The sequence below is a fragment of the Bradyrhizobium sp. 87 genome, from assembly GCF_023073015.1.
GTDB lineage: Bacteria > Pseudomonadota > Alphaproteobacteria > Rhizobiales > Xanthobacteraceae > Bradyrhizobium > Bradyrhizobium canariense_D.
The window spans coordinates 41492-62373 of sequence record NZ_JADPIQ010000125.1 but is presented as its reverse complement, the minus strand read 5'-3'; the positions used below and the strand labels follow the sequence as shown (position 1 = coordinate 62373).

Annotated in this window: 16 protein-coding genes and 1 pseudogene; 15 read left to right on the top strand and 2 right to left on the bottom strand. The window is 60.8% G+C overall.

Features of this window, described 5'->3' with window-relative positions; genetic code table 11:
• Positions 1 to 492 precede the first annotated feature (492 nt).
• A complete protein-coding gene (locus IVB50_RS30700) occupies positions 493 to 813 on the bottom strand; it encodes a hypothetical protein (RefSeq protein ID WP_247299075.1) in 321 nt (106 codons plus the stop codon).
• Between the two features lie 682 nt (positions 814 to 1495).
• Positions 1496 to 2563: a cytochrome-c peroxidase gene (locus IVB50_RS30695; protein ID WP_247299073.1), complete on the bottom strand. Its 1068-nt coding sequence runs from the start codon at positions 2561 to 2563 to the stop codon at positions 1496 to 1498.
• 2014 nt (positions 2564 to 4577) lie between these two features.
• Between IVB50_RS30695 and IVB50_RS30690 the strand changes: the two genes are divergently transcribed.
• From IVB50_RS30690 to IVB50_RS30620, 15 genes and pseudogenes are all read left to right on the top strand, one after another.
• Positions 4578 to 4871 (top strand): hypothetical protein, encoded by a 294-nt coding sequence (locus tag IVB50_RS30690; protein WP_247299071.1) that lies wholly within the window; start codon positions 4578 to 4580, stop codon positions 4869 to 4871.
• 2072 nt (positions 4872 to 6943) lie between these two features.
• Complete coding sequence (nifD, locus tag IVB50_RS30685) at positions 6944 to 8446, top strand: nitrogenase molybdenum-iron protein alpha chain (protein WP_247299069.1); 1503 nt, start codon at positions 6944 to 6946, stop codon at positions 8444 to 8446.
• Between the two features lie 80 nt (positions 8447 to 8526).
• Positions 8527 to 10086, top strand: a complete 1560-nt coding sequence (gene nifK / locus IVB50_RS30680; protein ID WP_247299153.1) for a nitrogenase molybdenum-iron protein subunit beta — start codon at positions 8527 to 8529, stop codon at positions 10084 to 10086.
• Positions 10087 to 10205: 119 nt separating this feature from the next.
• A complete protein-coding gene (nifE, locus tag IVB50_RS30675; RefSeq protein ID WP_247299151.1) occupies positions 10206 to 11840 on the top strand; it encodes a nitrogenase iron-molybdenum cofactor biosynthesis protein NifE in 1635 nt (544 codons plus the stop codon).
• Positions 11841 to 11849: 9 nt separating this feature from the next.
• Positions 11850 to 13232, top strand: coding sequence for a nitrogenase iron-molybdenum cofactor biosynthesis protein NifN (nifN, locus tag IVB50_RS30670; protein ID WP_247299067.1), 1383 nt, complete (start codon positions 11850 to 11852; stop codon positions 13230 to 13232).
• A gap of 22 nt (positions 13233 to 13254) precedes the next feature.
• A complete protein-coding gene (gene nifX / locus IVB50_RS30665; RefSeq protein ID WP_247299065.1) occupies positions 13255 to 13650 on the top strand; it encodes a nitrogen fixation protein NifX in 396 nt (131 codons plus the stop codon).
• 10 nt (positions 13651 to 13660) lie between these two features.
• The gene (locus IVB50_RS30660) at positions 13661 to 14131 is read left to right on the top strand and encodes a NifX-associated nitrogen fixation protein (RefSeq protein ID WP_247299062.1); all 471 of its coding nucleotides are present in this window, start codon (positions 13661 to 13663) and stop codon (positions 14129 to 14131) included.
• 7 nt (positions 14132 to 14138) lie between these two features.
• Positions 14139 to 14339: a CCE_0567 family metalloprotein gene (locus IVB50_RS30655; RefSeq protein ID WP_018457678.1), complete on the top strand. Its 201-nt coding sequence runs from the start codon at positions 14139 to 14141 to the stop codon at positions 14337 to 14339.
• A 13-nt stretch (positions 14340 to 14352) separates the two neighbouring features.
• A complete protein-coding gene (fdxB, locus tag IVB50_RS30650) occupies positions 14353 to 14637 on the top strand; it encodes a ferredoxin III, nif-specific (protein WP_018457679.1) in 285 nt (94 codons plus the stop codon).
• Positions 14638 to 14718: 81 nt separating this feature from the next.
• Positions 14719 to 14982: a hypothetical protein gene (locus IVB50_RS30645; RefSeq protein ID WP_247299061.1), complete on the top strand. Its 264-nt coding sequence runs from the start codon at positions 14719 to 14721 to the stop codon at positions 14980 to 14982.
• 832 nt (positions 14983 to 15814) lie between these two features.
• The gene (locus IVB50_RS30640; protein WP_247299150.1) at positions 15815 to 17104 is read left to right on the top strand and encodes a cytochrome P450; all 1290 of its coding nucleotides are present in this window, start codon (positions 15815 to 15817) and stop codon (positions 17102 to 17104) included.
• Position 17105: 1 nt separating this feature from the next.
• Entirely contained in the window at positions 17106 to 17414 is a 309-nt protein-coding gene (locus IVB50_RS30635; protein ID WP_247299060.1) for a ferredoxin, read from the top strand.
• Positions 17401 to 18236: pseudogene (locus IVB50_RS30630) on the top strand (SDR family oxidoreductase). The gene IVB50_RS30635 and the pseudogene IVB50_RS30630 overlap by 14 nt, the downstream one beginning before the upstream one ends.
• A 5-nt stretch (positions 18237 to 18241) precedes the next feature.
• Positions 18242 to 19579, top strand: coding sequence for a cytochrome P450 (locus IVB50_RS30625; protein ID WP_247299058.1), 1338 nt, complete (start codon positions 18242 to 18244; stop codon positions 19577 to 19579).
• Positions 19580 to 19727: 148 nt separating this feature from the next.
• A complete protein-coding gene (locus tag IVB50_RS30620) occupies positions 19728 to 20726 on the top strand; it encodes a polyprenyl synthetase family protein (RefSeq protein ID WP_247299148.1) in 999 nt (332 codons plus the stop codon).
• The last annotated feature ends 156 nt before the right edge of the window (positions 20727 to 20882 follow it).

Sequence of the window (20882 nt, the reverse complement as noted above, 5' to 3'; positions counted from 1 at the left end):
TCCTCAGCGCAGACGCGACGCGAGCCGGCGCTTAGACCCGAGCAGGTTCGGCTAGCTTCCGCGGGCCTGTCGCAGTGAGGCATTCCCCTCGCGTCAGCGAGGATCGTTGGGACCCTGAAAGGTGCGGGCGCGAGGGCCGTTCGGACGAAGTGAGCCGAGGGTTCGTCATCCCAGACTGTCCCAAGCCGCTCTTCCAGGCGTAGTCTCGCCGCGCGAGCAGAGCGTATGGTTCCGCGATCAGAGCAGGTCGACACGAGCACAGTCCAGTGGTACAAACGCTGGACTTGGCGCAGAGGTAAGTATCTGTTTTTGCTATGGCTTGACGGATCGAACCCCAATCCTTTCCTGGGCACCATCAACTTCTTGATGTGCAGCAATTCGAGAAGTTATGCTCTTTCAAAGTGTTGCGCTGGCTCCTACTGTGTAACAATGGGGTGTAACATTGCTGTTCAGGGTTGCTCGGCCGATGCGCCGGACGGGTCTTGCTTTCCTTCATTCGTGCGGCGCATTCCAGCGGACGTCCGCGCCAAGGCTGCGGGCATCGAGCTGGCTATTCCGCTCGGTGATGATTTCGTTTTTGTGACGCCTAGCGAGAGCGCTCAGGCCGTTCGATTTTCCCTCCGCACCCACAGAGCCCAGCGAAGCGAAGTCGCGCATGGAGTCGCCGTGGCCTATCTCGAGGGTGTTTGGCAGGCCGTCCGCAATGACGCTCCCGTGCATCCGACCCACCGCCAGGCAACGGCCTTGGCAGGCGAACTCCATCGCGTCTGGGCGGATAGCGAGAGCCGCGCCCCGAGTGTCGCCATAGTTCATGCGCCGGGTGTCGGCTGGCGGGACGCCGGACACTGAGAGTCACGAGGAGCAGGAAGCTCACTGGGCGGCCGTAACGGAGATGTGGGAGAGGGTCTGCCAAAAAAATAGAGAAGCTGCTCGGGCCCATCGTGGACCGCGTCTTAGTGACCAAGGGCATCCGCGGCGTGGACAGCGAATCGCGCGCTCTCTTGATCACCGGCTTTTGATAGCGCTGAGGGACGCGTTCGCAAGCCGGCACCGCAACGCTGGCCGAGACTATTCGTCCGACCCCAAGGCGGGTCTCTGGCGCCCGTGGAAGCGACCACGGACACCTGCCAAGCGCTTGATGCAACGTGGGCTCGATCCGGAGCGGCCATGGCAGTCGGCCTTCAACGGCCGCGGCCTGGTGGAATGCTGGGGCCAGCCACATGAACGACGCTTATCGCGCCGCCTTTTTCGTGCACCTCGGTCTGTCGTTCCTCATTGGACTGCACCGCCATCTCAATCGGGCTTGACTAACCGCGGTTTACGGGTCCGTACGTAGGGTGGTGTGGGAGGGGGAAGCCGCGAGGCTTCCTCCTACCCGATCGCTTGGTTATGAGTGACAGCACGGGATCATTGATTTTAACGTCATTGCGGGACGCCGGGTTCTTGCGTCGCATCTGTTATCATTCGGCAAGATATGAGGCCGGTGCTGTTAATCCTATCTGTCTATTGAAGGCTTTGGCGTCGTGTTCGTCCGAGTGGGTAGTATCGGATACTCGATCTTAGGTAGCCGCCCGGTAAGCGAATTCAGGAACGCGACAATGTCGTTTTCTTCCCCATCGCTAAGCTTGGCGCCGAGCTGGATTTCACTCATCAAGGCAACAGCTTGCTTCAGGCTCCAAACCTGGCCCGAATGGAAGTAAGGGGCTCGCAAAGCAACGTTCCGCAACGGCGCAGCGCGGAAGACATATTCGTCGCCGACCGCCTTGGTGACCGCGAATCGGCCCTTATCGGCTTGCGGAAGCAGGGTTGCGTCCGGCTTCTTCATCACGCCGAACTGGAAGTAGGCCTGTCCACCGACATTGATTCCATTGTGGCAAGAGGAGCATCCCTTCTCCATAAACAGCGCCAACCCTGACTTCTGCTGATCATCGAGAGCATGTGTATTGCCCTCCAAATACTGATCGAACGGGGCCGCAGGTGTGATGAGAGTGGCTTCAAAAGCCTCGATTGCCTTCGCAAAGTTTTCAAAGCTGACCGGTCTCGCCTCGTTCGGGAAAGCATTTTTGAACAAGACGACATAACTGGCCATTGAGTTCAAGGTGTCGAGCACATGATCCGGAGTCGCATTCATTTCGGCACTCGCCTGGACAGGGCCAGTTGCTTGCGCCTTGAGGTCCGCGGCGCGTCCGTCCCAGAATTGCGCCGAATTGAACACCGCGTTGTAGACGGTTGGGGCCCGACGTAGGCCGACCTTCCAGCCGTGACCGACTGAGGTCGGACCGGCATCGACTCCGCCGCTGCCGAGATTGTGGCACGTATTGCAGCTAATGATCTCGCTTGCCGATAGCCGCGGATCGAAGAACAGAATTTTGCCAAGCTCGACCTTTTCATGCGTGACTGGATTGTCCTTTACCGCAGGGATGACTGAGGGGATCGGATGGAAGATCTGCCTGGCGGCTCTCATCAGATCATCGTCCGCGCTAGCTCCTGACGACATCAACAGGCCAATCGCCAAAACAGATGCTTCAGCCGCAAGCCGAAGCTCCCGGATCGATTTGTTCATACACCCGCCTCATCAGTTCTGATTGATATCAAGGAAACAGTCGAAAGCGATGCCACACTCTGTTCCCTCAACGGGCCGGCGCAGCATGCACCGGATCCTGTGAAGCGAGGCTGCATCAAATGTTCGATTTCGAGGTGCTCGCTGCCGGCGTTCGCCCAAGAGGCTTTAAGCCGTTATTTGATTCGCGAATTCGCTTTGAGCTTAGATCACGACCTTGGTAGATCAGACTAGCGCCTCAACCTTCGGAATGATGGCCGATCTGACAACAATAAGCGTGCCGAAAAAGGATAATCTGTCCGGTGGCCGCATCGGTTCTCCATTGAGCGATTGGGTGGCCAATACGCTCCAGCGAGGTTGATCTATCCATGTTGCACCGCTGGTCGCGCTCAGCGCTCACGGTGCCGCTGGACAATAGCAACCCCCATGCCAGTCTTGCATCTGACATGCAAGCTGCTGATTTAGTTACAAAACGAGTCCGGGCTGCCGAACAACGTCGGATGTCCTGCTATGATGAATACATACAGTGTCACAGATGCGACAAGCGCCAGTCCCGGCTAGACATCATCGCACAGAAAGTTTGGGATGAGATCCGATTGCCAGGTTTGCCGGCCACACGTGGCACGGCGGTACAAAGATCAACGCTGGCCTACGGCGAGACACTGAGCCGAGGCGCCCGGCGGTGCGCATCGCTCACGATTTCGCCTCGCCCTGCCGACCGAAGGCTCGCCGACTCATATCCGGGTCGGCTCTTTGCGCGCCGCCTCCGAAATCGCGCTCGTTTGTAACAGACGAGCCCCGAAGCCTGAACATGGCTTGTCTTGAATCCCACCTGGGGTTCGCTGGCAGAGCAATTGCCCATCTCAAATCTGTTACCTAGACTAGAGTTTGACGGTACGACCGTCCGATTTACTCGGATATTCCCATTCGACACCAGCTGAAGTGCCGGCCTGACACCTGATCGGGCCGCGTGTGGGTTGGGATAAGATAACCATTTCGACCCACTCACGGCCGAGTGGCAGCTTTTGAAATCCTGCGCGCTGGTCGCAAAAATCGCTGAACTTCTGCAGAAGCAATGGTCACTTCGTGCTCTTGCGTTGAAAGACTTCCGTACAAGAGGACATGTTGGTAGGAGATCTTTACATCCTGTCCGCAGATGGCCAAGTCGTGAGATCTCATCCGCGTCTTACTGAGGACGTGATTGACCAGTTGTCCATGGCTGGTTCAAGTTAGATATGGCGTCGGCGATGGCTTCGATTGACGATCGATTGAATGAGATCCGACACGTGCGGAATGACATTTGGCGCTGTCGAAGAAGGCTTAAAAGCGAGCTGAGTGATCTCGAGCGTAAGGTTCTCGAAGATCGCCTGCTTGAGCGGCAATCTGCCTTTGAACGGCTCCTAGCGACCACGTTTCCTTTTACATTGACACTGTCAAGCAAAATTCGGGAGCCGCAGGTCATTGGCGCGCAAAATGGCGTCGGCTCATAGAACGCATGCGCCTGCGTCAGAAACGTAGGCTCCGTCGCCGCGGACCGCCGCGCCATCATGGCCGCCGCCGAGCTGAAATGCGTCGGTCCTCAGCCTTTTCACCGATGTGCTGGCCCGCGGTGAGCGCCGATAATGAAACCGTTCGGGCCCGCCATCCAGGACCACGGCTGGGGGACACCGATTGCGCCGTTTCTGCGAAACCGCGGTCACCATGAGTAGCTTTCATCCGACAGAGCGATCGAAGAAGCTTGAATCGGCCGTAGCGTCAGATTGTACAGAGCAGGCGAACGATACTCCAGACTAGGTGTAGCCGAATGAGAAGAGCCGCTATCGCTTTTGCATTATGTTCCGCTCTCGAGCTGCTCGGGCTAAGCGCGAGCGCGGTTGCGGACACAAGGCGGTACGCGTGCACGATCACTGCCGCCGATCGAGAGCCGGTCGGAGTTCGGAGCGAGCGGGTCATTCTCACGGTTCAATATGGCTGCCAGATCGCGGATGGTCTCTCGCGTGACGCGGGGATTACAGCAGTGTCGGTCAGCGAGTGGGCTGCTGATAAAGGAACGTACCTAGCGTCTCTGGAATTTCACCGCGCGCTGGAGGGAGTTGCAATTGGGCAACTCTCCGAGGCGACCGGCTTCTCTAGCATGGAAGGGGAGCAAGGCATTGCGGTCGCAACTTCCGGCACGACAGTATTCAAGTTCGCATCTGGCTCATTAGCAGCCCTTTCAGGGAAGACCCTTAAATTCACCACCAAACTTACTGGCCTACGTAGCTTCGAATTGGAGTTCATAGATTGGCCAGAATCTCTTTTTTGGAAGTGACTCGTGTCTTACGCTTTATTTCCGCAAGCGCAGAAATATCCAAAGGAGTGAAGAGGGCGACGGACATTCTGCAGCAGATCGCACTGGAGGGGACTCCGCGCGGAGCTCGATCGGATGTTGCCGCTGGTGCTGCGGGTGATCCGTCGAGAGCCTGGGCGCGCATCTTCCACGGCGACACTCATGTGGAAGATAAGGTTCTCAGCGTGTTCGAGCCGCCGGCCCGAGATCATCCGTAAGGACAAGCCGGCAAGCCCAATGAGTTCGGCAAAATGATCAAGCTGCAAGATTGTCGACTAACTCTATGTCCGGCGGCGCAATGGCGATCTGTTGATCACGGCCATCGCACCTACCAGGGGGCGTGCCGCGGCTGGTGGCGACTGACGCCGGATTCTACTCTGCCAGAACGAGGCCGCTGCGAGAGCATTGGGGGGTATGCATCCCCAATCGACCGAGCAAAAGCCCTGAGCGCAAGCGCGAACAGAAGAAGCGCTGGTTCCGCGATGCCAAGAATGGCGCACGCGCTGGACGCATCAGCGTGGTTAAGCGGCGAAACGGCTTCAATCGATGCTGGTAGAAGGATGACGCCGGAATGCAGCGCTGGCTCGCCCTCGGTGTAATCTCAACCTCCGCAACATCGGCCGGACGATGAGCAGCCGAGCCGCTCCGTAGATCTCGGACCCATCATGCTCGCTTCAGGCCCCCGCCGTCCAGCCGGCGGGTTTGTTTTGCCCCATGCCGTTGGCCCTAAGGCTGGAAAGCATCAATGTCGCGCCGGGAAGTAGATAAAAGTAGGCTATCCACGGGCCCTATTTGCCGAACGGAGAATATGCGAAGCTTCATTGACGGAGGATGAACGCTCAACGCGAATTTGAGGGCAGCCCGCGCTGATCGAGCCGCTCTAGTGGTGTCCGTCTGTAGTGGGAGCAGCGCCTCGCGCTCATCATCAGACAGGCCTCGTTGTCGCTGCACTCGGTGCCGCGTGCCGGCGTCGGCTCACCGCGTCACGCTCCCGCAAGCGGCGTTAGAAAAAAGTCGACGGGCGAGCGATCCAAGCGCCGAATTGCGTCGGGGCGTGCCTTCCCGAGATGCTGAAGCGAGCTGCAACTGGGCTGCCGAATGACGCAGAACGACGACCTCTTTACCCCGAATGAGCAAGGGCCAGGAGCTTGCGCCTTTAAGGCTATCGCGGGTTGAGAATCGATCAGCCCCAATGCTCTCCACGAGATCGGGTGTCGCCACTTAGAGCGCGTCTCCACGAGAGATCAACTGGAATGACGAGCGAAGCGAAAGATCGCCTGTAAGTGAAACAACGCCTTCTGCTGACAACTGAGTTCTCTTAGTCATCCAGAAGAGGTGCTGCAACGCTCAACATCACTTGCTCAGTATCGATCGCAAACACCATGGGCGCATCTACGTGCGCTGAACTCTCTCGAGCCGATCGTGTTTGCGATCGATCGCTCGATGGGGCGCCAAGCAAAGCTGCGCACCGGAGTGACGCCGGCGCGCGGGAAGACTCTACCTATCTCGCTGGCGGAGAGCGCAAGTGATTGTTTTGTTTCAGACAGAGCGTTAGCGGGCACGCCTGTCGGTGCCACGTAGGGTCGGGTTTATAACATCCGCATCCTGCCAGCTATCTAGCTCTACAGACGTGGGTTTTTCGTGTTCAACCAGCGCTGGCACACTCGTTGCAAACCCCTGCGCAACAGGCGGCTGTTAGCCCTTTGCATCGACATGCAGAGGGGCAGGCCGCCCCTGATGGCACGCGAGCGAGTAAAGAAGCCGATATGACCAAGGCTGGAGGGCAGGCATGACATCACCGAGACGCGTCTTGGTCAGCGATTCCGTCGACAAATCAACAGCGTCACACATGGCGCTCGCAAGCGCTTAGCGGAGATGAGCTGCAACATTCTGATCGATCGCTGCGGCATGATCCAGAACCCCGCGGAGTTGCGTCCGGTAGGACCGGCCAGCGAGATTGCACGCTTTACACCTCAACGCCGGATCGGAAATCCGTCGGTCTACCGGAAAAGCGCCGCTTCTTCATTTGAGACGACAATCGAAAGGAAATTTGTATGAGCCGAGCAACTACCGAGAGCGTCGCAGAGATCAAGGCGCGCAACAAGCAGCTAATCGATGAGGTGTTGAAGGTCTACCCAGAGAAGACCGCCAAAAGGCGCGCCAAGCATCTGAGTGTTCACGAGGCGGGGAAGTCCGATTGTGGCGTCAAGTCGAATATCAAGTCCATTCCGGGCGTAATGACCATCCGCGGCTGCGCCTACGCGGGCTCCAAGGGCGTGGTCTGGGGGCCGATCAAGGACATGATCCACATTAGCCACGGTCCGGTCGGCTGTGGTCAGTACTCATGGGGCTCGCGGCGCAACTACTACGTCGGCACGACCGGCATCGACACGTTCGTGACACTGCAGTTCACTTCCGATTTCCAGGAAAAGGATATCGTGTTCGGCGGAGATAAAAAGGTCACCAAACTCATCGACGAGCTACAGGAGCTGTTTCCTCTCAGCAGGGGCATTACCATTCAGTCCGAATGTCCGATTGGTTTGATCGGTGACGATATCGAGGCAGTCTCCAGAGAAAAGTCAAAGGAATATGGCGGCAAAACCATCGTGCCTGTGCGGTGCGAGGGTTTTCGTGGCGTGTCACAATCGCTCGGCCATCACATCGCGAACGACGCCATTCGAGATTGGATCTTCGACAAGAGCGCCCCAGAAGCCAGCTCTAAATTTCAGCCGACCGCATATGACGTCGCCATCATCGGTGACTACAACATCGGCGGCGACGCCTGGTCGTCACGGATCCTGCTCGAAGAAATGGGTCTGCGCGTCATCGCCCAGTGGTCCGGGGATGGATCTCTCGCTGAATTGGAGGCGACGCCGAAAGCGAAGCTCAACATATTGCATTGCTATCGCTCGATGAACTACATCTCACGGCACATGGAGGAAAAATTCGGGATTCCCTGGTGCGAGTACAACTTCTTCGGGCCTTCCAAAATCGCGGAGTCGCTGCGCAAAATTGCAAGCTTCTTCGATGATAAGATCAAGGAGGGCGCCGAGCGCGTCATCGCGAAATATCAGCCGCTGGTCGATGCGGTGACCGCGAAGTACCGGCCGCGGCTCGATGGCAAGACTGTAATGCTGTTCGTGGGCGGCCTACGTCCTCGCCACGTCATCGGCGCGTATGAGGACCTCGGCATGGATGTTGTCGGCACAGGCTATGAGTTCGGTCACAACGACGACTATCAGCGCACCGCCCAGCACTACGTCAAGGACGGCACGCTGATCTACGACGATGTCACCGGCTACGAATTCGAGCGCTTCGTCGAAAAGATCCGGCCCGACCTCGTCGGCTCCGGTATCAAGGAAAAATACGTCTTCCAAAAGATGGGCGTGCCGTTCCGCCAAATGCATTCCTGGGACTACTCGGGTCCTTACCACGGTTATGACGGCTTCGCGATCTTCGCCCGAGACATGGACATGGCAATCAACTCCCCGATCTGGGGGAAGACCACCGCACCTTGGAAGGACGCTCCGCGGCCGAGCCTCATGGCGGCGGAATAGGAAAGCCGACGCTCGGGCCCTTTCTTCCGCAGAGGAGGGAAGGGCAGGAGAACGAACACAAGAACCTGAAGAGTGCCATGATGACACAGAACGCCGAACACATCCTCGACCACTCTGAGCTTTTCCGGGGAGACGAATACCAGCAGATGCTGGCCAATAAGAAGGCGCTATTTGAGAATCCGCACGATCCCGCCGAAGTCGACCGTATCGGAGAGTGGTCCAAGACGCCCGAATACCGCGAGAAGAACTTCGCCCGCGAGGCGCTAACCGTCAATCCGGCGAAGGCTTGCCAGCCGCTAGGTGCGGTTTTCGCCGCGCTCGGGTTCGAGCGCACACTGCCGTTCGTCCACGGCTCCCAGGGTTGCGTCGCGTATTATCGCAGCCATTTGTCGCGGCACTTCAAGGAGCCGACTTCGTGCGTCTCCTCGTCTATGACGGAAGACGCGGCTGTGTTCGGGGGGCTCAACAACCTGACCGACGGGCTTGCCAACAGCTACAACATGTACAAGCCGAAGATGATCGCGGTCGCCACGACCTGCATGGCGGAAGTCATTGGCGACGACCTCAACGCCTTCATCAAAACATCAAAGGAAAAAGGTTCAGTCCCCGCGGACTACGACGTACCATTCGCTCACACTCCTGCATTCGTCGGTAGTCACATTACGGGCTACGACAACGCGCTCAAGGGCATCCTCGAGCATTTCTGGGATGGCAAAGCCGGCACGGCGCCTAAACTCCAGCGCAAGGCGAACAACTGGATCAACTTCATCGGTGGCTTCGACGGCTACACTGTCGGAAACATCCGTGAGATAAAGCGCATCTTCGAGCTGATGGGGATCGGCTACACGATCCTCGCGGATAACAGTGATGTGTTCGATACCCCCACCGACGGCGAGTTCCGCATGTATGATGGCGGCACGACACTAAAGGATGCCGCGAACGCAGTCCATGCGAAGGCAACCATTTCCATGCAGCAATATTGTACGGAGAAGACGTTGCCCTTCATCAAGGGGCACGACCAGGAGGTCGTCTCCTTCAATCACCCTCTGGGTGTCAGCGCCACGGACGATTTCCTGATGACGCTGTCGCGTATCACCAACAAGGCAATTCCCAATGCGCTGGAGCGGGAGCGCGGGCGTCTGGTAGACGCAATGGCTGACTCTAGCGCGCATGTTCACGGCAAGAAGTTCGCGATCTACGGCGATCCCGACCTCTGCTATGGCCTTGCCGCATTCTTGCTGGAGCTTGGCGCTGAGCCGACGCACGTGCTTTCGACCAACGGAAGTAAGGGCTGGGAGCAGAAGATGCAGGCGCTGTTCGCGAGCTCGCCGTTCGGTAGAAACTGCCGCGCCTTCCCGGGCAAGGATCTCTGGCACATGCGTTCGCTCCTGTTCACAGAACCAGTCGATTTCCTGATCGGTAACACCTACGGCAAGTATCTCGAGCGTGACACTGGAACGCCGCTAATCCGCATCGGGTTTCCCATCTTCGATCGCCATCATCACCATCGTTATCCAGTGTGGGGCTATCAGGGTAGCATGAATGTGCTGGTCAAGATTCTCGACAAGATCTTTGATGAGATCGATAGAAAAACCAGCTCGGTTGGCAAGACAGACTACAGCTTCGACATCATACGTTGAGGCGAGCGCCCCGCCTCATCGTCCGCAGGAACAGCGGCGCTGTGGCGGGGATCCCGGGTTTTCCGCCGGGCCATCCTCTTGGTCTGTGCGAATGTCTTGACATCCCCGAAAGAGACACCATGACTTCGCTTCCCACGACCATACAGGACGTCTTTAACGAACCGGGCTGCGCCAGGAATGCGAGCAAGTCGAACGTCGAGCGCAAGAATGGATGCACCAAGCAGCTGAAGCCGGGCGGCGTCGCCGGTGGGTGTGCCTTCGATGGCGCCAAAGTCGCACTGCAGCCCTTCACCGACGTCGCCCATCTTGTGCATGGTCCAATCGCCTGTGAGGGCAATTCTTGGGACAATCGCGGTTCCGCCTCCTCCGGCTCCGATCTGTGGCGCAGAAGCTTCACCACGGACATGAGCGAGACCGACATCGTGTTCGGCGGCGAGAAGCGGCTGTACAGGGCAGTCAAGGAGATCACAGAGAAATACGACCCGCAGGCCATCTTCGTCTACCAGACATGCGTGCCCGCAATGATCGGTGACGACATCGATGCGGTCTGCAAGGCAGCGTCCGCCAAACTTGGCAAACCGGTCATTCCCATCAATGCACCGGGATTTGTGGGGTCGAAGAACCTTGGCAACAAGCTCGCAGGCGAAGCACTGCTGGAGCACGTCATTGGTACTAGAGAGCCCGATTACACCACTGCTTATGACATCAACATCATCGGCGAATACAACCTGTCCGGCGAGCTCTGGCAGGTCAAGCCGCTGCTCGATGAGCTCGGAATCCGGATCCTGTCGTGCATCTCGGGGGACGGCAAGTATCGCGAGGTGGCTTATTCGCACCGAGCCAAAGCCGCGATGATGGTCTGCTCAAAGGCAATGATCAACGTCGCACGCAAGATGAGGCAGCGCTACGGCATCCCGTTTTTTGAAGGCTCATTCTACGGTATTGAGGATTCCAGCGATTCACTACGCCAGATCGCGCGCATGCTGATCGAACGCGGCGCGCCGGCCGAGCTGATGGAACGCACGCAAGCCCTGATCGCACGCGAAGAGACCAAAGCCTGGGCTGCGATTGAACGTTTCAAGCCACGCTTTGCCGCAAAGAGGGTTGTTCTCATCACCGGTGGCGTGAAATCCTGGTCGATGGTGTCCGCTTTGCAAGAGGCCGGGCTCGAGATCGTCGGCACGTCCGTGAAGAAATCGACCAAGAAGGACAAGGAACGTATCAAGGAGTTAATGGGCCAGCACGCCCACATGATCGAGGACATGTCACCTCGCGAGATCTACAAGATGCTAAAGGACGCAAAAGCCGACATCATGCTCTCGGGCGGCAAGTCGCAATTCGTCGCACTAAAGGCGGCGATGCCGTGGCTCGATATCAACCAGGAGCGCTGCCACGCCTATATGGGCTATATCGGCATTGTCAAACTCATGGAGGAGATCGAGAAAGCGCTCTACAATCCGATATGGGATCAGCTCCGCCAAGCCGCGCCATGGGATGAGTTCGACCGAATGCGTCAGGCAAGGACGTTTGCGCAGATGTATGCGCAAGCCGCTGATCCAGTTCGAGACGCGAGCAAGAACGGCGTCAATACGATAAGTCTCTCCAATGAAAATGAGGCCAGCGGTGGCAAGAGCGCGATTGCGGCGCATGGCCTGAACCTCGCCAAGCCATGCACCAATTCCACCGCACGGTGCGTTGCTTGTAAGGACATTCGTTCCGATTTGCAGCCCCCTGCGCTGCAGGCGGCGGAGTAGGGGAACGGCATGGCGATCGTCACTACCTCGAAGAAAGCCTGTTCGGTCAATCCGCTCAAAATGAGCCAGCCGATCGGCGGCTCATTTGCCTTCCTGGGACTGCGCGGCGCGATGCCGCTTTTGCACGGTCCGCAAGGTTGCACCTCCTTCGGGCTAACGCTGTTCGTGCGCCATTTCAATGAAGGCGTGCCGATGCAGACGACGGCCATGAGCGAGGTTGCCACCGTGCTCGGTGGCCACGAGAATCTCGAACAGGCGATCCTCAACATCTACAATCGGCTCGAGCCTGAGATCATTGGTATCAATTCGACTGGCGTCACCGAGACCAACGGCGATGACGTCGAAGCCTTCATCCGGTTGATCCGACAGAAGCATCCGAAGCTCGAAAAGCTCCCCCTCGTCTACGTCTCGACCCCGGATTTCAAGGATGCCTTTCAGGATGGCTGGGGCAAGACAGTGGCGCGGATGATCGAGATGCTTGTGGCTCCCGTCGAGACGGCGAGACCGCGCGATATCTCCCGCGTCAACGTGCTACCTGGATGCCACCTCACGCCCGGCGATCTCGACGAGCTGCGCACGATTTTTGAGGATTTTGGGCTCAAGCCCTCGTTCCTGCCGGACGTCGCCGGTTCGCTGGACGGTCACATCCCCGACGAATTCACGCCCACCACGATCGGGGGCATTGGAGTGGACGAGATTGCGACCATGGGGCAGGCGGCCTGGACGATCGCGATCGGCGCGCAGATGCGCCGTGCGGCCGAGGCCATGCAGGTGCGGACAGGCGCGCCGTTCCGCCTGTTCGAGCGGCTCTGTGGCCTTATCCCAAATGACGAATTCATCGCCTTTCTGAGCCAGATCAGCGGCCGGTCGGTGCCCTGGAAATATCGCCGGCAGCGTGGACAGCTGGCAGACGCCATGCTGGATGCACATTTCCATATCGGCGGCCGCAAGCTCGCGATCGGCGCCGAGCCGGACTTATTATTCGATCTCTCCAGCTTGCTCCACGAGATGGGCGCACAGGTAAGTGCTGCGGTGACGACGACGAACTCACCGGTGCTCCAGCGGGTCAGGACCGAGGACGTCCTGATCGGCGATCTGGAGGACCTTGAAGAGCTTGCCAGGTCGCGTGACTGCGACCTCTTGATGTCGCATTCACATGGTCGCCAGGCCGCTTCGCGACTCAATGTCCCGTTCTTCCGGGTAGGCTTTCCGATGTTCGATCGCCTTGGCGCTGCGCACCTCACGATGGTTGGCTATCGCGGCACGCGCGATCTGATCTTTGACATCGCCAATCTGATCATCACCGACCGCGAAGCGAACCATGGGCCGACGCCCGACACCTGGCGATCAAGCTGCGGCGGCCCACAGGTCCATCCACCCCAGTTGCATTGAGCAGGGAGAGAAAACAACCCGGATGAAAGTTGCATTCGCCACTCAGGACTTGAAGCACGTCGATGCCCACTTCGGCTGGGCCAAGAACATCGTGATCTACGAGGTCGGCCCGGACGGGCATCGGTTTATCGAGGCGATCCAATTCGACGGTGACCTCACCGAAGACGGCAATGAGGATAAGCTCGCGCCGAAGATCGAGGCGATCAGGGAGTGCGCAATCCTCTATGTTGCGGCGATTGGCGGCTCGGGTGCTGCGCGAGTCGTCGCCAGGAACATCCATCCGATGAAGGTGCTGCAGCCAGAGCCCATCCACGACCTTTGCGTCAAACTCGAAACCGTGCTGAAGGGGTCGCCGCCGCCCTGGCTGCGGAAGCTGCTCACCAAAAGCCGGGAACGTACGGTGGATTTCGAAGCCTGAAGGAATAAAGATGGCCGATCCGTCTGAAGTCACTCCAGCCGCCGCCGCCGCGGAATGGCCATTTCTGAAAGAGCTCATCAAGATCTGGCGCGCCCACGACACCCACGGCGCCTGGGAGGGCAAAAAGGATCTTGAACTGCTCGAACCCTACGTTCTCGACAAGCGCAAGCGCCGTGCGCTGCCGATCGTCGGCAATCCCGACCCGGACACGACATGGCGGCTGGAGCTGTTCTTCGACGCCGTTGCGCTCTCTATCGAGAAGGCAACCGGTGTGATGATCTCGCCAATGCTGAAGATGCATCACGAAGGGTTCGGTCGGATCGTGCTGATCGGCGGCCGGCTCGTTGTCGTGAGCAAGCAGCTGCGCGACGTGCATCGCTTTGGTTTCGACCATCTCTCTGATCTCGCCAATCAAGGCGACAAATTCGTCAACAGTGGCGTTGAGATGATCCGTAAGTTCCCGGAAGTGGCGAGTTGTTGAGGCAAGTGTGAGCGATATCGAAACTCTGAAAGCGGAAATAAAGAAGCTGTCGGCCAAGGCGACCCAGGCCAAGATGGACCTCCACGACCTCTCCGAGGAGCTGCCGGTCAACTGGTCGTCGATCCTGAGCGTGGCCCAGAAGGCCCACGCTGCCTTCAGCGAGCTCGAAAGCAAGCGCCAATATCTCGAGGCGCTGGACAAAACATAGCGGACGGTTAGCCATGTCATTCAGGACCCGCGACGGTCGCAATTGGAGGCCGGACTACCTGGTTTCTATCGATCCCAACAAGTGTATCGGCTGCGGCCGCTGCTACAAGATCTGCGGCCGTGAGGTCATGACGCTGAAGGGGCTAAGCGAGGGTGGCGAGATCATCGATCTCGATGAGGACGACGATGAGCTCGAAAAGAAGGTCATGGTGCTGAAGGACGAAGGCGCTTGCATCGGCTGCAGCGCCTGCGCCCGGGTGTGCCCAACAAACTGTCAGACCCACACACCACCTGGTTGATTCAGCTTTCTCCGTCGAGATCGACGAGTGAGTTGTCAGATACAAGCTGGTAGGGAACTCCCAGATCCGACCTGTTCTGGCGTGAAGCCGGCACTTGCCGAATCGGGCCGCGACCTCGCATGGACCGCCGGCGGCGAAGGCCAGCAGGATCGTGAAAACGACAATGCCGACACCTCGTTGAAGAGTGACTCGCCCTGCATCTCGACCTCGAGACTTCAGGTGCCTTTACATTTTGAGCGTACCCATGACCGCCACCGGATCGGTCAGGCTGATGAGGCCGCCAGACACGAGCGCCAAAGACAGCGGCAGCGACTAACCAAGGAGACCAGCGTGCTGCCAAAATAGAAAGCCAAGGATAAACGTCGACGTGATCGTGGCGAAGGTGGCAAGCTCGATTGGGGGCACGGCGCGGCTTACCAAGGTTGCGAGATCGACGTGGAGCGCTCCCCCGAAGAGCAAGAATGCTAACAGTCCCGGACATCGCGACGGACCTGAAGTCGATCTGGAGCACTGTCTTTGTTAGCGCTTCGAGCAGATGCGTGGCGACGAAGGCAGAGATCCCGCCTTTGCCTGACGCTTCTGGCTCGATTGCAAGGTTCGCGATAGTGATGACGAAACAGTGGATCAGCATACCGTAAGCCCTGTGCAAAAAAGCGGGCTTCGTGCCCCAAACCTTCATTGGGAACGCGTGTGCGCGGATCTCATTATGGCCTGCCTGCAACAGCAGTCCACTTGCGAGAGGCCGCATATATTCCAGCAACTGGAATCGTCATTCAGGAGAACTGATAAAGAAGGTGTCGCCAGTCTGGCGTCTGACGACTATCCGACACTGTTCTGTCGCCTTTGTTGGTCCGCGACACTGGCCTAGTTCGCGAGCTCTTGTCTGGCCTCAGGCTAATCCGCTGAAAGCAATCACAATCTTTTCCTTCTGCTGGGTCGGCCAAATTGGCACGAGTTTTGAAGCTCCTTCGTTGCGAGCCGGGAGCCGCCGACCGACCTTCATTTCGTGAATGACACCGCGATCGATGGAACGAAGAAAGAAAAGCAAAATGTCAAATCCGCATCAGACAGCATTCTATGGGAAGGGGGCCTCGGCGAAATCGCCCCGATGTTCTCAGCAGTTTGCCCGAGCGCCTGGCGCGCGCCGGTCGGATCAGCCAGCCAACAGGTAAGGAAGATGGACGTGCAAGAAACCACGGCAGCATGCCGGGACGCCTTCGCCGAACTGGCGTCGCCAGCGCGCACCCACGACCCATATCCGTTTATGCGGTGGTTGCGCGAGCACGATCCGGTGCATCGCGCGGCGTCGGGCCTCTTTCTATTGAGCCGCCACGCCGATATTTACTGGGCGCTCAAGGCCACGGGCGATGCGTTTCGGGCACCAGCGCCGGGCGAACTGGCGCGCTATTTTCCGCGTGCGGCGACCAGCCGGTCACTCAATCTGCTGGCGTCTACAATAGCGATGAAGGACCCACCGGCGCATACGCGTCTGCGCCGGCTGATCTCGCGCGATTTCACCATGCGCCAGATCGAAAACCTGCGGCCGAGCATCGCGCGCATCGTCGCAGCGCGCCTGGACGGCATGGCGCCCGCGCTGGAGCGCGGGGAGCCGGTGGACCTGCATCGGGAATTCGCGCTGGCCTTGCCCATGCTGGTCTTGGCCGAACTGTTCGGCATGCCCCAGGACGACATGTTCGGGCTCGCCGCCGTCATCGACCCCATTCTGAAAGGCCTGGGCCCGCACGCCAGCGACCCCCAGCTCGCCGCGGCGGACGCGGCCAGCGCCAGGGTGCAGGCCTACTTCGGGGACCTCATACAGCGTAAGCGCACCGATCCCCGCCACGACGTCGTGTCGATGCTGGTCGGCGCACACGACGACGATGCCGACACGCTGTCGGATGCGGAGTTGATCAGCATGCTTTGGGGCATGCTGCTGGGCGGCTTCTCAACCACTGCTGCGACCATCGACCATGCGGTGTTGGCGATGCTAGCGTATCCCGAACAGCGGCACTGGCTTCAGGGAGACGCCGTGGGGGTGCAGGCATTCGTCGAAGAAGTCCTGCGCCGCGATTCGCCCGTCATGTTCAGCACCACTATGCGGATCGCCCAGCGCGACATCGAATTGGGCGGCGTGGTGATCCCGAAGAACGCGGACGTGCGCGTGCTGATCGCGGCCGGCAATCGCGACCCGGACGCCTTCGCCGATCCCGACCGCTTTGATCCCGCGCGGTTCTACGGCACCAGTCCCGGCATGTCGACGGACGGAAAGATCATGCTGAGCTTCGGCCACGGCATCCGCTTCTGCGTCGGTGCGCAACTGGCCAGGGTGCAGTTGGCCGAGAGCCTGCCGCGGATCCAGGCGCGCTTCCCCACGCTGGCATTGGCCGAGCCGCCGACCCGGGAGCCCTCCGAGTTCCTTAGGACGTTCCGCGCGCTGCCGGTGCGGCTGCGTGGGCAGGGGGGCTGAGATGCGCGTCGTGGTCGACCAGGATCTGTGCGCAACCACCGGGCAGTGCGTGCTGACGCTGCCGGGCGCCTTTCGCCAGCGCGAACCGGACGGCGTGGCCGAAGTGTGCGTGGCGACGGTCCCGCGGGCGCTACACGCCGCCGTGCGGCTCGCGGCCAGCCAATGCCCAGTCGCCGCCATTCGGGTCATCGAAAGCGACGTTGGCGATGACGAGCGCGCCAGCGCCGACCCTGCGCCTTCTCCGGGAGAGGCCGAGCGGCATGCCGCGAAAGAACAACGCAATCCAGGAGGACACGATGGCGCGGTTTGAAGGCAAGGTGGCCGTGGTGACCGGCGCTGGCGCCGGCATCGGCAAGGCAGCGCCCTCGCCATCGCGCGCGAGGGCGGCAGAGTGGTGGTGGCCCACATTGATGGCTCCGCGGGCATCGCCTGCACCGCGCAGATCGCGGCCGAAGCGGGCCACGCGGCTGGCCGTGGCCATGGACATCGCGGACGCGCAGTCGGTGGCAGCGCTGCTCGAAACGGCGGAGCGGCACTTCGGTGGGGTTGACCTACTGGTGAACAACGCGAGCGACATGCATCTGACCCCGCGCCACTGCGCGATCCTCGACCTGGCCCTGACCGTCTCGGATGAGACCATGGCGACCAATCTGCGCGGCACGCTGCTCTGCTGCCCGCAGGCCATATCGCTCGCGGCGGTGGCGCGATCGTCAACATGTGGTCGTGGCAGGGGCTCAGCGCTGACCCCGCGCAGACGTCCTACGCCGCGTCGAAGGCGGCGATGAAAATGCTGTGGGCCTCGCTCGCCACTCAGTACCGTCATGCGCAGATCCGCTGGAACGCGATTGCGCCGGGTCTCGTCATGACCGAGCGTCTCCTCGCCAAGCTGGACGAGTGCATGCAACGGCATCTGCGGCGGCACCAGCTCCTGCCGCGCGTCGGCTGCGCCGAGGGACGTGGCCGCGCTGGTGGCATTCCTGCTCTACGACGATGCTGCGTTCATCACCGGCCGGGTCGTGTGCATCGACTTCGGCATGCTGGCGCATGTGCCGACGTACGCCGAGCGTGGCAACAGCCGCGCCGCGCGGCCTGCCGGCACACCGCCGAAGCGGCCGCGGCGCCGCGCTGCTGACGGACATGCTGCTCAACCCGCTGGACCGTCGGCACCGGCTGCGGCACGACATCCCGGTCGTGCCCGGCGCTTTCCCCCTGGTGGGGCATCTTCCCGCCATCGTCTGCGACCTGCCGCGCCTGCTGCGGCGCGCGGAAGGGATGCTGGGCAGCCACTTCTGGCTGGATTTCGGCCCTGCCGGACACATGATGACATGCGTGGATCCGGATGCGTTCGCACTGCTCCGGCACAAGGACGTGTCCTCGGCGCTGATCGAAGAGATCGCGCCCGAATTGCTTGGCGGAACGTTGGTTACCCAGGACGGCGGCGCGCACCGGCAGGCGCGCGATGCGATCAAGGCGGCGTTCCTGCCCAAGGGGCTGACCCAGGCCGGCATCGGCGACCTGTTCGTGCCCGTCATCCGAGCGCGGGTGCAGGCGTGGCGCGACCGCGGCGACGTAACTATCCTGCGCGAAACCGGCGACCTGATGCTCAAGCTGATCTTCAGCCTCATGGGAATCCCCGCGCATGACCTGCCGGAATGGCATCGCAAGTACCGGCAACTGGTGCAGTTGATCGTCGCGCCCCCGGTCGACCTGCCCGGACTGCCCCTGCGGCGCGGCCGCGCCGCCCGCGACTGGATCGACGCGCAGTTGCGCCAATTCGTCCGCGACGTGCGCGCGCATGCCGCGCGCACCGGGTTGATCAGCGGCCTGGTGAGCGCCTTCGATCGCAGCGATGATGGGATGTCCGATGACGTCCTGGTCGCCAACATCCGCTTGCTGCTGCTTGCCGGTCACGACACCACTGCCTCGACGATGGCCTGGATGGTGATCGAGCTGGCGCGGCAGCCTGTGCTGTGGGACGCCCTGGTCGAGGAGGCGCAACGCGTGGGCGCGGTGCCGACCCGGCACGCGGACCTGGCGCAGTGTCCGGTCGCCGAGGCGCTGTTCCGCGAGACGCTGCGCGTGCATCCGACGGCCACGCTCCTGCCGCGTCGCGCGCTGCAGGAATTGCAACTCGGCCAACGGCGCATTCCCGCGGGCACCCATCTGTGCATCCCGCTGCTCCATTTCTCGACCTCGGCGCTGCTGCACGAGGCGCCTGATCAGTTCCGCCCGGCGCGGTGGCTGCAACGCACGGAGCCGATCCAGCCGGTGGACATGCTGCAGTTCGGTACCGGCCCACACGTCTGCATCGGCTACCACTTGGTATGGCTGGAACTAGTGCAGTTCTGCATCGCCTTGGCGCTCACCATGCACAAGGCCGGGGTGCGGCCACGGTTGCTGAGCGGCGTCGAAAAAGGCCGGCGCTATTACCCAACCGCACATCCGTCCATGACAATCCGCATCGGCTTCTCATGAGCTGGCATCGCATCCCCGTGTGGCGAGGCAGCGGCGCCGGCGACGGGCGGCATTACTGCACTGGGCGCGTGCGCTCGGTGCGACGCCGGCAACACCGCGGCGGCTCGGCGCTCGCCGTGGCCGTGTCAGGTACAAGGACATGAACAACATGCAGACCGGTTCTACGCTACACGACGACCGAACTGGCGTTTCCGCGCTCGGCGGATTGGGCGCGCAGGTGCGCGGCGCATCCGGCAGGCTGCTGCCGGAGATCTGGATGCAGGACGGCGCAAACCGGGTCGAACAGGCGTTGGCGCGTCTTCTCTGCGCCGAAGACGATGGTGAGGCCGAGCTGATGGCGGCGATGCGCTACGCCACCTTGAATGGTGGGAAGCGCACCCGCGCCTTGCTCTGTCTGGCTGCCGGCGCACTGGCCGACACGCCGGCGCACATGCTCGACGACATCGGCGCCGCCATCGAGATGATCCATGCCTGTACCCTGGTCCACGACGACCTGCCCGCGATGGACGACGACGTGCTTCGCCGCGGCCTTCCGACCGTGCACGTCAAGTTCGGCGAAGCCACTGCGATCCTGGTCGGCGATGCGCTGCAGGCGCACGCCTTCCTGACCCTGGCGAGCCTGGATGTGCCGGGCGACAACCGTATCGCGCTCGTGCGCGAACTGGCGCAGGCGGTCTCCGTCGAGGGTGCCGCAGGCGGGCAGGCCATGGATCTCTCGCTGGTCGGAAAGCACGTCGAGCTGGACAGGATCGTGGCGATGCACCGGATGAAGAGCGGAGCGCTAGTGCGCGCGTCCGTTCGCATGGGCGCGCTATGCACCATCGCCGAGGATGCCGCGCACGCTGCGCTCTACTATGCGCTCGATCGCTACACGGCCTGTTTCGGCCTGGCGTTGCAGGTGGTCGACGACATTCTCGACGCGACAGCTGATACCGCGACGCTGGGCAAGACCCCCGGCAAGGACGCCGCGGCGCAGAAGCCGACCTGCGCGTCGATCATGGGGCTGCAGGCAGCGCGCCAGTTCGCGCTGGATTTGTTGCGCGACGCCGGGGAGGCCATCGCCCCACTGGGGCCGCGTGCGGAACGGTTGGCGCAGATGCTGCAGCGGGCCAACGCGTATCTGTTCAAGCACGCGCCATGCGCATGAGCGCGCCCGTCTTCGTGGAGTCGCCCCTGTGCCGCTGCGATCGGCCGGCGGCAGCGGTGCATGCTGCACTCTGTCCGAGTCCGCGGCGCCAATCGCAGCGGTTGCCCAGCACGGCCGCGGCGCGCTGCGCGCAAGCCTATGCGGCGGACCGGCGCC